We start from the raw sequence: 13,045 nt of genomic DNA on the forward strand, positions 1-13,045 counted from the left end.
AGTCAGGAGAGTTTATGCGCTCAGCCATGGGGGCTTTGCTGTTGCTGGGTACAGGATGTTTCGCCGCCGAAGTGCCCCTGCGCTTCGCCATTACCGATGGCTGGGCCATGCCCATGGTACAGATCGAACGGGGCCGTCCGACCCAGGGCATTCTTCCGGACGTCATGACCAGCCTGGCAACTCAGGTCGGCATACCGGCACAGTTTCATGTCCTTGCCCGCGCGCGATTGGACAGCGCCATGGAACACGGCGAAATAGACATGCGATGTTACGTCTCGCCCGACTGGGTGAAGGATAAAGGGGGCGATTACCTTTGGAGCGTCCCGCTGTTCTTTCAGCGCGATGTGCTCGTTGGCTCGGCCAGCGCCCCCGCCCGAGTGACACCGGCAACACTCGCCCAGCAATCCATCGGTACCGTGCTCAGCTATCGCTACCCGACGCTGCAACCCTTGTTCGACAGCGGCCATCTGCGTCGTGACGACGCGCGCAGCCAGGACCAGGTGCTGGCGAAACTGCTGGCCGGCCGCTACCGCTATGCGGTCAGCAATCAATGGGCACTGGACTGGTTCAATCAACGGCATGGCGCCGACCGGCAACTGCATGAGGTTGCCGTCCTCCAGGAACAGCAACTGAGCTGTTATGTGCGCAATGACCCGGACATTCCGGCGCAACGCATTCTGCGCACCTTGTTAAAAATGAAAATGTCCGGGGAAATCGACGCGATCATCCAGCTTTATACCGGCCGCAACGAAGGGTCGCAGGCCGCCTCCCCTTGACTGCCCGGGTGGGCCTGCCACTGCGGCGGCGAGATGAAGTCCCTTACCCAGCCCGGGACCTCGTCGGCCGGCATGGGCCGGGCGATGAAGTAACCTTGGGCCACTTCGCAGCCCAGGCGCAGCAACAATTGCCCATGTTCGAGACTGTCCAGGCCTTCCGCGACCACCTGCCGGCCGAACGCCCGGGCCAGGCCGATTACCGCCTCGGTCAATGCCAGGTCGTCCCGGTCGTCGAGGATGTCGCGCACGAACGTCTTGTCGATCTTGATGGTTTGCGTGCGCAAGTGCTTGAGGTCATTGAGCGAGCAATAACCCGTACCGAAACCGCCCAATGAAAACCCTACACCCAAGGCCTGGCACGCTTGGAGGCAGGCACTGACATGGGCGAGATTCTCCACGGCGACCGACTCGACGATCTGCAGATCGAGCATCCGCGGCGGGACCGTCGGATGCCGTTCCAGCATGCGTTGCAGCCGCTCGACGAAATCCGCCCGCTGGAAATGCCGCGCCGAAATATTGATGCTCACCGGCCAGCCCTGCCCCGCCTGCTGCCATTGCTGAAGCAGCGTCAGGACCTGGCCCATGACCCATTCGCCGATCTCGACAATCAGGTCGGTCTCTTCTACCAGTGGCAGGAACTCGCGCGGCGGCACCAGGCCTCGTTGCGGATGCTTCCAGCGCAACAAGGCTTCGAGACCGACTACCGCGCCGTTGCGCATATTGACCTTGGGCTGGAAATGCAGCCGCAGCTCATCGCCGGCGAGTGCCTGCCGCACCCGATCGACAATCTGGTAAGTGGCCCGCACTTCCTTGTCCCGGGATACATCAAACAGATGGAAACGATTGCGGCCGCTCTGCTTGGCGACATACATCGCTTGATCGGCGTGGCGCAGCAACGTATCGGCGTCTTCGTTATCCCACGGTGACAAGGTGACACCAATGCTGGCGAAGACGTTGATACTCTTGCCGTCGATCGCATAGGGCATGGAAACCGCAATCAGGACCCGGTTCAATGCGGCATGCAGCTCGTCCATTCCAAGCACATGACGCAGCACCAGTACGAACTCGTCGCCCGCCAGGCGCGCCACCACATCCTCGCCGCGCACAATGCTGCGCAGCCGCCGGGCGACTTCCACCAGCAGCCGGTCACCGCTGGCATGGCCATAACCGTCGTTGACGGCCTTGAAGCCATCCAGATCGAGCATGCACACCGCCAGGGGCAGACTTTCCCCCCGCGAAAAGTCCAGGGCCTGGTCCAGCAGCTCGGACAGGTAGGTGCGATTGGGCAGCCCGGTCAGCACGTCATGCCCGACACGCCATTGCAACGAGTGCAACAACCGGCGCTTTTCGCTGACATCGAAGCGAATCGCCAGGTAGCGCTCGATATGCCCGCTCGTTTCGTCGGCTACCGGTACCAGGGTGGTATCGACCCAATGCAGCGTGCCGTCCTTGGCCCGATTGCAGATTTCACCTTTCCAGACATTACCCAGGGCGATGGTGCGCCACATCGCACTGAAAAATTCGCTGGGGTGCTGCCCCGAGTTGAGCAACCGGTGGTTGGATCCCAGCAGCTCATCGCGTCGGTAGCCAAACAGGGCGCAGAATTGATCGTTGACGTAGGTGATGCGCCCGCTCAAATCGGTTTCGGAAAAGATCGCGGCGGCGTCAACAGCCCTGCGGTACTTCTTATCCATCGAAGCAGTCATCCATGAGTCAGGCTCGTTTGTCGCGCGCGGTTGCACCGCCCCCGGACGGGCGAAAATCAACTAGGCTCAAATACCTTGAGAAAGCTGGAGCACGGACGCTGGCGGTGCGACCTGCATGCTCCAGGCCCCGCCTTGTGTCGCTGCAAAGAAGCGCGAGCCCCGGTCTTTTCGCACACCCGGCTTCTGAAGCAGGTCACCAAATCCCCATGCCAAAGGCTGATTCTACGAAACGCATCACATTTTGCAAAGCAAGGTGATGGAACGCGCGGTTGCCTAATGCGAAAATCTATCGTTAAGTTCTTGATTCTGAATGGGAATTAAGCGATGCAAATTTCAAGTCTGGGCTCGGCCATCAGACGCTACCGCAAAGTAGCGGGGCTCACTCAGGCTGAACTTGGCGAAAAGACCGGTTTTGACCCCAAAACCATCAGCCGCTTCGAGACCGGCACCTACACTCCCAGCGTCGAAGCCTTGTTCCTGCTGGCCAACGCGCTGGACGTACAGCCCAAGGCTTTTTTCGCCGAAATGGGCGAGGAAGATGAACAGCGGGCATACCTGTTCAATGTCATTCACAAAGCCACTTCGAAGGATCTCGGGAAGCTGATTGCCGCGGTTGAGCAGGCGCTGGCCAAGTCTTGAGGTGGATATGAAAAAGGAGCCCAACCTGTCGTTTTTCGACGGATCGGCTCCTTTTTTCATTCGATCGTCGAGCAGACCAAAGCGTGGGACAGCCGAGCGCGACGATCTATATGGATCAACAGAAAAGGCTAGGTAGTATTCGGCAAACCTTGCGAACGAAGGCCTTGGGCGTTATGGAGGCAACCCCACCAGCCACACCCCGGCACACAATGTTCCCGCTGTGGCTGCTTCCTTCCGGATCTGACCAGGTTCACGGGTAATCGTTGCGGGGGGACCGATGGGGTCACCATAACGACGCCCGCCTGACGGCGAGCCGCGCCATTGTACCTATCTGACAAGAAGTTACAACCGTTCGTGCGGGATTAAAAACTGATTAAGCTCAAGCACTTGCTTCGGCTGATCTGCACACATCGACCCGGATGCAGGCGGGCCGGACGCTTTCGCGAGAAGGCTCGCTCCCACAGAACAGATAAGGTATCCAAAGGTGGGAGCGAGCCTGCTCGCGAAGGCGTCGGTACATTCGAGATAGGGGCAGCCTCCTTCCACAGACTACAACAGCACCTCATCCGCCCGGCCACCCTCCTCCTGAATCACCAGATGGATGAAATGCAGCTTGGTGATCACCGCCGCCGGCACGACGAACGGGTAGAAATCCGGCTGGCCCATGCTGCGCGAGAGTTCGTTGAGCATGCCGGCCAGTTCGATCCAGGCGTTGACGAATGACAGGAACGCCGCGCCGCCGGTGTGCTCGGGGTCGAACAGGGTTTCGGGGGGAAATGGCTGGTAGTCGAAATCCATTTCCCGCGCGCTCATGCCAAAGCCCAGCGCCGTATCCACCGCGTCCATCATGTGCAGGTAATGAGCCCAGGTTTCGGCCCAGTCCTCCCACGGATGCATGGTGGCGTAGGCGCTGACGTAACGGGACTGCCAGTCCACCGGCGCGCCTTGCTGGTAGTGCCGCTCCAAGGCTTCGGAATAGCTGGCGCGCTCGTCGCCGAACAGCTCGCGGAAGGGTTCCAGCCAATGGCTGTCGGCAATCAGGCGATCCCAATAGTAATGACCCACCTCATGGCGAAAGTGTCCGAGCAAGGTGCGATACGGCTCGCGCATCTGCTGACGCACGTGTTCGCGGTGAGCATCGTCGGCCTCTTTGATATCGAGGGTGATGAGTCCACTGGCGTGCCCGGTCGTCGGCGGTTTGCCGTCGAGGTCGACGCCGATGAAATCGAAGGCCAGGCCGATATTCTCGTCGACGGCCTTCGGAATGACCGGCAAACCGAGGGTGATCAGTTGCGCTACCAGGCGACGCTTGGCGGTTTCGACCTTGCGCCAGCGCTCGGGATTTTCGGGGACCGACAGGTCGGGAATCGTGCGATTCAGGCAACAAGCGATGCACAGCGTGTCTTGCCCGTTGGCAGGCAGCAGCCAGTTACACGACGCCGGGGTATCGAGATTGGCGCAGCGACGAAACAGTCCCGCCTGCGGATCGACATCCAGGGTCCAGGTATCCGGTTGCGCGCCGGGTTGCAGGGACGACAGGCGGCTCTGCTCCGGCTGATAGCCCAGCGCCGCCAGGCAGGCCAGGCACTGGCTGTTGCGAAAGAACAATGACTGGCCGCAGCGACACGGCCAGATCTTGCTGTTGCGTGATCGGTCGCCCAGGAACGGCGCAGCGATGCGTGAGCTCAGTTGTTCGAAGAAGCGGTACATGGCGATCTCTCCCTGGAGCGTGCAAGACTAGATCACCCTGCGTGCATGATCGTTCCCACGCCATGTACTGCTGGCACCGGATAATCGTGGCGAGGGGATTTATCCCCGCTGGGTCGCGCAGCGGCCCCAAAGAAGCTGGACACTATCCACCTGACACATAAAGCGACAGGTCCAGGGCTGCTGCGCAGCCCAGCGGGGATAAATCCCCTCACCACAAAAGCCGGGCGCCCACTCACACTGTGATGCCATGCCCCTTCAAGAAATCGACGAAGGCTTGTTCGTCGAGCACCTTGAGCCCCAGCTCATTGGCCTTGGCCAACTTCGAACCGGCGCCCGGCCCGGCCACCACGCAATGGGTCTTTGCCGACACGGAACCGGCCACCTTGGCGCCGAGGCTTTCCAGCTTGTCCTTGGCGACGTCGCGACTCATCAATTCCAGCGAGCCGGTCAGCACCCAGGTATGCCCCGCTTCAGGCAAACCCTCGACGACTTTTTTCTCGCTCTGCCAGTGCATGCCGAAATCGCGCAATTGCTGCTCTGCGGCCACGGCCAGCTCGCGGCTGGCGGCGCTGGCGAAGTACTCCCGCACGGCGTTGGCCTGCTTTTCCGGCAATGCCTGGCGCATGTCCAGCCAGTCGGCATTCATGACCGCTTCGAGGGAGCCGAATTTGTCCGCCAGTTTTTGCGCCCCGCCCGGTCCGACCGAAGGGATGTGCAGCTTGTCGAGGAAGCCGCCCAGGGTGGTGCTGGCGGAAAACTCGGCGCCGAGTTCGCCCTGGTCCTGAATCTCCAGGCCATGACGCAGCAAATCCTTGATGACCTGGCGATTGTGCGGATCCTCAAAAAAGCTGTGGATCTCATGAGCGACTTCCAGGCCGACATCCGGCAAGTACGTCAGCACTTGGGGCAAGGCCGCCTGCACGCGCTCCAGCGAACCGAGGGAGCGGGCCAGGATCTTGGCGGTTTCCTCGCCCACGTCTGGAATGCCGAGGGCATAGATGAAGCGCGCCAGGCTCGGCTTCTTGCTGTCGACGATAGCCGCCAGCAGGTTCCTGCTCGACAACTCGGCGAAACCTTCCAGATCGACCACTTGCTCGAACGTCAGCGCGTAGAGATCGGCTGGCGAGCCCACCAGACCTTCATCCACCAACTGCTCGACGCTTTTTTCACCCAGGCCTTCGATGTCCATCGCCCGGCGCGAGACAAAGTGGATGATCGCCTGCTTGAGCTGCGCGCCGCAGGCCAGCCGACCGACGCAGCGGTACACCGCGCCTTCGCTGACGGTTTCGCGGCCCTTGCTGCGTTTGATCAGTTGCGTGCGCTCGACATGGGAACCGCAGACCGGACACTGCTCAGGCACCTGCACCGCCCGGGCGTTGTCCGGACGACGCTCGGTGACAACCTGCACCACCTGCGGAATGACGTCGCCGGCGCGGCGAATGATCACCGTATCGCCGATCATCAAGCCCAGCCGCGCCACTTCGTCCATGTTGTGCAGCGTGGCGTTGGCCACGGTCACGCCAGCCACCTTGACCGGCTTGAGCCGCGCCACGGGGGTGACGGCGCCGGTGCGGCCGACCTGGAACTCCACGTCCAGCAACTCGGTGAGTTCTTCGCTGGCGGGGAATTTATGCGCGATGGCCCAGCGCGGCTCCCGTGCCCGAAAACCCAGCTCGCGCTGCGAGGCGATGCTGTTGACCTTGAACACCACGCCGTCGATTTCGTAGGGCAGCGAATTGCGCCGTTCGCCGATGTCGCGGTAGTAGTCCAGGCATTCGTCGATACCGTGGGCCAGCTTCAGCTCGCGGCTGACGGGCATGCCCCAGGCCTTGAGCTGCTTGAGGTTGCCGATGTGGGTATCGGCGATGTCCGAGGTCACCTGGCCGATACCATAGCAGCAGAACTCCAGGGGACGGTTGGCGGTGATCCTCGAATCCAGCTGGCGCAAACTGCCCGCCGCGGCGTTGCGCGGGTTGGCGAAGGTCTTGCCGCCCACCTCCAGTTGCGTAGCGTTGAGACGCTCGAAACCGGCCTTGGACATGTACACCTCGCCACGCACTTCCAACACCGGTGGCCAGCCGCTGCCCTGCAGCTTGAGAGGAATATTGCGCACGGTGCGCACGTTGACACTGATGTCCTCGCCCGTGGTTCCGTCACCGCGCGTCGCGCCGCGCACCAGCATGCCGTCCTGATACAACAGGCTGACGGCCAGGCCATCGAGTTTCGGTTCGCAGCTGTACTCCACCGCCGCGCCAGCGCCGAGCAAATCGCCCGTGGGCAAGTCCAGACCTTCCGTCACCCGGCGGTCGAACTCACGCATGGTGTTTTCATCGAAGGCGTTGCCCAGGCTGAGCATCGGGATTTCATGACGCACCTGGCTGAACGCCGACAGCGCCACGCTGCCGACCCGTTGGGTCGGGGAATCGCTGGTCACCAGCTCCGGATGCTGCTCTTCCAGGGCCTTGAGTTCGTGGAACAGGCGATCGTACTCGGCGTCCGGGATGGTCGGTTCGTCAAGGACGTGGTAGCGATAGTTATGCTGGTCCAGCTCGGAGCGCAGCTCCAGGATGCGGGTTTCGACGGCGTTCATGGGTGTTCTCTCATAAAGCAAAAGAGCAGCCTGGGCTGCTCATTTTTTCAAGACTTTCTGGGAGGGCTTCGCCCTCCAGCGGGAGCAAGCTCCCTCGCCACAAAAAGCCCTAGCCATAAAGACTCTGGCGACTTCAGCGTTTCTGGGTCAATGCCCGGCGCTCGAACTCGACGATGCGCTGGCGGTAATGCTCGATGGTCTGGGCAGTCAGCACGCTGCGCTGGTCATCCTTCAATTCACCGTTGAGTTCCTGGGCCAGCTTGCGAGCCGCGGCCACCATCACATCGAAAGCCTGTTTTGGATGGCGCGGGCCTGGCAGCCCAAGGAAGAAGCTCACCGCCGGGGTACTGAAATGATCGATGTCGTCCAGATCGAACACGCCTGGCTTGACGGCGTTGGCCATGGAAAACAGCACCTCGCCATTGCCTGCCATGCTTTCGTGGCGATGGAAAATATCCATTTCGCCGAAACGCAGGCCACTTTCGAGGATGTTCTGCAGCAACGCCGGGCCCTTGAAGCCGGCTGGATCGCGGCAGATCACACTGATCACCAGCACTTCTTCAGCCTGGGCCTGGTCCTTGTCACCGTTGGAACCGGAGGCCTTGCTCTCGTCCGGGAAATCACCGTCACGGCTGCTGAAGCCTGGACCGCCATCGAGGTCGAGGTTCAGGTTCAGGTCGCCCTGGGACGGCTCACTGTTGCGCTTGCCGCGCTTGGAGCCCGACTCACGTGGCTCGCGCGCCGGCGCGCTCATGGACGGCAGGTCGTGTTCGTCCAGCTGCGGCTCCTTGTGGGTATCCAGCACCCGGGGCGGGCCCAGCAGTTCGGCACTGTCATCTTCATCCGGCAGGTTCGACAGGCTGCGATCCAGGCGAAACTTGAGTTTCCCCTTGCCGCCGCGCATGCGACGCCAGCCGTCGAAAAGAATACCGGCAATGACAATGATGCCGATGACGATCAGCCACTCGCGCAGACCGATTTCCATGTAATCCCGTGCCTCTATAAAAATGCTGATAAATAAGGGGCTTAGCTATTTGCAAACCGCTTTAAAACGTGGCGCCAACTCTATGTTCTGAATGGCGTTTTGCCCACGCACACGAAAAATTGACATTAAACTAGCACGACCAAAGACAACTTTACACCGTCTGTCGCATTGGCTTATGCCCAATCTGTGAATTGAGTGACAAGCCAAAAGGGTAAAAAGGCCTACAACGCCCTACGCAAAGCGCCTACAGACATGCTTTACGCATCAACCATGGCCATGGCCTCTTCCACATCCACCGCCACCAGTCGCGAGCAACCCGGCTCATGCATGGTGACGCCCATCAACTGATCGGCCATTTCCATGGCGATTTTGTTATGGGTGATGTAGATGAACTGCACCGTTTCAGACATTTCCTTTACCAGACGTGCGTAACGGCCCACGTTGGCGTCGTCCAGTGGCGCATCGACTTCGTCGAGCATGCAGAACGGCGCCGGATTCAACTTGAAAATGGCAAAAACCAGGGCCAATGCGGTCAGGGCCTTTTCGCCGCCGGAAAGTAAATGAATGGTGCTGTTCTTCTTGCCGGGAGGACGCGCCATGATTGTCACCCCAGTATCGAGTAGATCTTCGCCCGTCAGTTCCAAATAGGCACTGCCGCCGCCGAAAACTTTCGGGAAAAGTGCCTGCAAACCGCCGTTGATCTGATCAAAGGTATCCTTGAAGCGATTGCGGGTTTCCTTGTCGATCTTGCGAATGACGTTTTCCAGGGTCTCCAGCGCCTCCACCAGGTCATCGTTCTGGGCGTCGAGGTAGCGCTTGCGCTCGGACTGCTGCTGATACTCGTCGATGGCGGCCAGGTTGATCGCGCCCAGGCGCTGGATGCGCGCGGCAATGCGTTCGAGTTCTTCCTCGGCCTCTTTCTCGTTGGCACCTGCCACGAGGGTGGCGAGCACTCCGTTGAGGTCGTAGCCGTCCTCCAGCAACTGGTCCTGCAAGGCTTTGCGGCGGACCGTCAGGGCCTGCCATTCCATGCGCTGCTGCTCCATCTGGCCGCGAATCAGCTGGGATTGCTGCTCGGCCTGGCTGCGGCGCTTCTCCGCGTCGCGCAGTTCGCGGTCGGCGTCCTCCAGCGCGATCTGCGCGGTCTTGAGTTCTTCGTCGACGCTCATGCGTTTGTCGAGCAATTCCTCGAGTTTCAGGCGCAGCTCCTCCAGCGGCGCCTCGCCCTCCTCCAGGTTGAGGCTCAGCTGTTCGCGCTTTTCGGTGAGGCGTTCGGATTGCATTTCCAAACGTTCCAGCGCCTGGCGCGTGGAATCGTATTGGGCCTGGAGCGAGCCCAGGCGCACTGCCAGCTGATGGGCATGATCCTTGTGTTGGCGCGCTTCCTGGCGCACCCGATCGAGGCGTTCGCGCAGGCTGTCACGCTGGGCCAGGAGCAATTCGCGTTGTTCGGTGTCCAGCGCCATGGCGTCGAGGGCTTCCTGCAATTGCAGGCGCGCCTCGCCGATCTGTTCATGCTCCAGCGCCCGCTGTTCGCCCAACTCGGCGATTTCTTCATCGAGACGGGTGCGCCGCAGGGCCAGTTGTTCAACCTTGGCCTTGCCAGCGGACAGCTGCGCCTTGAGTTCGCCCTGCTGGCGCGCCTCGTCCTGCAACAAGCGGCGCAGGTGTTCGCGACCGTTTTCCTGCTGGCGCTGTTGCGCCCGCAGGTTCTGCAATTCGGTTTCCAGGGCTTCGACGCTGGCCTCGCGCTCTTCGCGCTCGGCGACCAGACGCTGGATTTCCTGGCCACGGGCGAGCATGCCGCTTTCGGCCTCGCCGGCCCGGCGCACCCGCAGGAAATGCCGGCCGACCCAGTACCCGTCACGACTGATCAGGCTCTCGCCGGCGGCCAATTGACCACGCAAGGCCAGGGCCTGCTCCAGGCTATCCACGGGTTTGACCTGACCCAACCAGGGCGACAAGTCAACCTGGGCCTCGACTTTGTCCAGCAGACTTCCAGGGATCCGCACGCCATCGCCAGCCGGACTGAGCAGGCGCAAATCGCCTTGGGCAAACCCCGAGAGATCGAAGCCGGCGAAATCATCCACCAGCACCGCTTGCAGGTCGGCGCCCAGCACGGTTTCCACCGCCAGCTCCCAGCCCGCGTCGACTTTCAACCCCTCGGCCAGACGCGGGCGCTCGGCCAGATGCTGGTCGCGCAACCACTCGGCCGTGCCGGTGCCTGGGTCCAGCGCGGCCTGTTGCAACGCTTCCAGCGAGGCCAGGCGGCCGTTGAGGCGTTGCAGTTCGCCCTGGGCCTGCTGCTGGTTCTGCAAGGCCAGTTGCAAGGCTTGGCGCAGTTGTTCCAGCCGCTCGACCTGGGCGTCTTCGCTGGCCTGCAAATCTTCCAGGGTCGCTTCGCTGGTGGCGAGCTGCTCGCTCAGGTCGAGGATCGCCGCGTCTTCCGGATCCGCAGCGAGCAACGCCCGCTCTTCAGCCAGGCGCCGTTGCCGTTCAGCCAAACGTTCCATGCTGGTTTCGAGCTGCTGGATGCGCGACTGCTGCACCTCGGCCTGGCGCCGCGGTTCGGCGGAAGTCAGGTTGAAACTGTCCCACTGCTCCTGCCAGCCGTGCATGGTCAGCTCGGCTTCTTCCAGGGCTGCCGCGGCCTCTTCGGCGGCGGCGCTGGTGATTTCCTGTTCCGGCACAAGACGGTCCAGCTCTTCACCAAGGGTCAGCAACAAGGTGCGGTCGTGGCCCAGGTGGGATTCGGTTTCCAGGCGCGCGCGCTCGGCTTCCTTCAAATCGTCCTGCAACTGGCGCAAACGCTGTTGGCCGTGCTGGATACTCTGTTCGACCCGGGCAATGTCGCCACCCACCGAATAGAAGCGTCCCTGCACCAGATTGAAGCGCTCGGACAGTTCGTGGTGCCCGTCGCGCAGGCGCTCGATGGCGGCATCGGCATTGCGCTGCTCGGCCACCAGTGCTTCGAAACTGACTTCCTGGTTGCCGATGATCGCCTCTCGCTGGCCGACCTGTTCGTTCAACGCCTGCCAGCGCAACGCTGAAAGCTGGGCCTTGAGCTGGCGCTCCTCGCCCTTGTATTCCTGATACTTCTTGGCGGCCTCGGCCTGGCGATGCAGTCGTTCGAGCTGACGTTCGAGCTCCTCGCGCAAGTCGGTCAGGCGCGCAAGGTTCTCGTGGGTACGGCGGATGCGGTTTTCGGTTTCCCGGCGCCGCTCCTTGTACTTGGAGATGCCGGCGGCTTCCTCGATGAAATTACGCAGGTCTTCCGGCTTGGCCTCGATCAGCTTGGAGATCATGCCCTGCTCGATGATCGAGTAGCTGCGCGGGCCCAGGCCGGTGCCGAGGAAGATGTCAGTGATGTCGCGGCGACGGCATTTGGTGCCGTTGAGGAAATAGCTGTTCTGGCTGTCGCGGGTCACTTTGCGACGAATGGAGATTTCCGCGTAGGCCGCGTATTCACCGATCAAAGTGCCGTCGGAGTTATCGAACACCAGCTCGATACTGGCCTGGCTCACCGGCTTGCGACTGGTGGAGCCGTTGAAGATGACGTCGGTCATCGATTCGCCGCGCAGGTTCTTGGCCGAGCTTTCGCCCATCACCCAGCGCACGGCGTCGATGATGTTCGACTTGCCGCAGCCATTGGGCCCGACCACCGCCGCCATGTTACTGGGGAAGTTCACCGTGGTCGGGTCGACGAAGGATTTGAACCCCGCCAGCTTGATGCACTTGAGCCGCACGTCAGGCCGCCGTCAGGGCCGAAACCACCAGATCGCAACTGCGCTGGGCATAGGCCGTCAGCACGATGCGGATCTGCGGCAGATCGCGGGCCAGCACCGCTACAAGCAGACGCTGGAACAGGTCGAGGAATTCGCTCATTTCAGCCTTGCGCTGCTCAAGTGCCAGGAAGTAGGCGCGACTCATCGCCGGTTGCAGGTTCTCGACGGTCTCTTGCAGATACGGATTGTCGGCAAACGGATAGGCCGCGCGCATCACGCTGAAGCTTTCATCAACGAAGGTGCGGATGTCCTGGCGCTCGTAAGCTTGCTGTAGGCGTTGCTGGATCGCCACGAACGGGGCCATGTCGGCCTGTTCCTTCCAGCCATGAGCCACCGCATTGCCCAGCAGGATGTAGAGCTCGCTCATCAACGCGCACAGGCTGCGCACCTTGTGCTCGGTAAGCTCGGTGACGTGGGCGCCACGGCGCGGCAGGATAGCGATCAGATGACGCCGCTCGAGGATCAGCAAAGCCTCGCGGACCGAGCCGCGACTGACATTGAGCGCCAGCGTGACCTTTTGCTCCTGGATGCGCTCTCCCGGTTTCATTTCGCCGCGAATGATGCGTTCGGCGAGGTAATGGGCGATTTGCTCGGCGAGGCTGTCCGGGGCCTTGAACGTCATGGTTGTCCTTCAAACTCTTCGATCTGCACAAGCGGCGCAGTGTAGCGCACTCGATACGTCATGGCGCAGGGCCTGCACCGGGTTTTTGGCACGATATAAGCAAAAACTTCAGGAGTTTGTACCGAAACAAAAAACTGTGGGAGCGAGCTTGCTCGCGATAGCGGTCTGTCAGCTTGCATCCATACTGAATGTAACGCCGTCATCGCGAGCAAGCTCGCTCCCACAGGGCTCT

At 61.4% G+C, this 13,045-nt stretch carries 8 protein-coding genes and 1 other RNA gene; 2 read left to right on the top strand and 7 right to left on the bottom strand.

Annotated elements, in window-relative coordinates; translation table 11 throughout:
- Positions 1-14: 14 nt before the first annotated feature.
- Positions 15-776: a substrate-binding periplasmic protein gene (locus tag J3P86_RS17610; RefSeq protein ID WP_434698538.1), complete on the top strand. Its 762-nt coding sequence runs from the start codon at positions 15-17 to the stop codon at positions 774-776.
- On the opposite strand, the gene J3P86_RS17615 is transcribed toward J3P86_RS17610, so the two are convergent.
- Positions 734-2,470: a putative bifunctional diguanylate cyclase/phosphodiesterase gene (locus J3P86_RS17615; RefSeq protein WP_434629664.1), complete on the bottom strand. Its 1,737-nt coding sequence runs from the start codon at positions 2,468-2,470 to the stop codon at positions 734-736. The two genes, J3P86_RS17610 and J3P86_RS17615, sit on opposite strands and share 43 nt — an antisense overlap.
- A gap of 336 nt (positions 2,471-2,806) precedes the next feature.
- On the opposite strand from J3P86_RS17615, the gene J3P86_RS17620 reads away from it, so the two are divergent.
- On the top strand, positions 2,807-3,121 hold the full coding sequence (locus tag J3P86_RS17620) for a helix-turn-helix domain-containing protein (protein WP_434698539.1): 315 nt from the start codon (positions 2,807-2,809) through the stop codon (positions 3,119-3,121).
- A 183-nt stretch (positions 3,122-3,304) separates the two neighbouring features.
- Here the strand turns inward: J3P86_RS17620 and ffs are convergent.
- The 6 genes from ffs to J3P86_RS17650 form a co-directional block, all read right to left on the bottom strand.
- An RNA gene (gene ffs, locus J3P86_RS17625) (signal recognition particle sRNA small type) lies at positions 3,305-3,401 on the bottom strand.
- 269 nt (positions 3,402-3,670) lie between these two features.
- Positions 3,671-4,831, bottom strand: coding sequence for a zinc-binding metallopeptidase family protein (locus tag J3P86_RS17630; RefSeq protein ID WP_434698540.1), 1,161 nt, complete (start codon positions 4,829-4,831; stop codon positions 3,671-3,673).
- 232 nt (positions 4,832-5,063) lie between these two features.
- The gene (gene ligA, locus J3P86_RS17635) at positions 5,064-7,421 is read right to left on the bottom strand and encodes an NAD-dependent DNA ligase LigA (protein WP_434698541.1); all 2,358 of its coding nucleotides are present in this window, start codon (positions 7,419-7,421) and stop codon (positions 5,064-5,066) included.
- Positions 7,422-7,554: 133 nt separating this feature from the next.
- Positions 7,555-8,406 (bottom strand): cell division protein ZipA, encoded by an 852-nt coding sequence (gene zipA, locus J3P86_RS17640; protein ID WP_434572960.1) that lies wholly within the window; start codon positions 8,404-8,406, stop codon positions 7,555-7,557.
- Between the two features lie 257 nt (positions 8,407-8,663).
- Complete coding sequence (gene smc, locus J3P86_RS17645) at positions 8,664-12,152, bottom strand: chromosome segregation protein SMC (protein WP_434698542.1); 3,489 nt, start codon at positions 12,150-12,152, stop codon at positions 8,664-8,666.
- A 1-nt stretch (position 12,153) separates the two neighbouring features.
- Positions 12,154-12,813, bottom strand: a complete 660-nt coding sequence (locus tag J3P86_RS17650) for a GntR family transcriptional regulator (RefSeq protein ID WP_305499923.1) — start codon at positions 12,811-12,813, stop codon at positions 12,154-12,156.
- Between the last annotated feature and the right edge of the window lie 232 nt (positions 12,814-13,045).

The organism is Pseudomonas sp. D1-1 (genome assembly GCF_051132225.1).
GTDB lineage: Bacteria > Pseudomonadota > Gammaproteobacteria > Pseudomonadales > Pseudomonadaceae > Aquipseudomonas.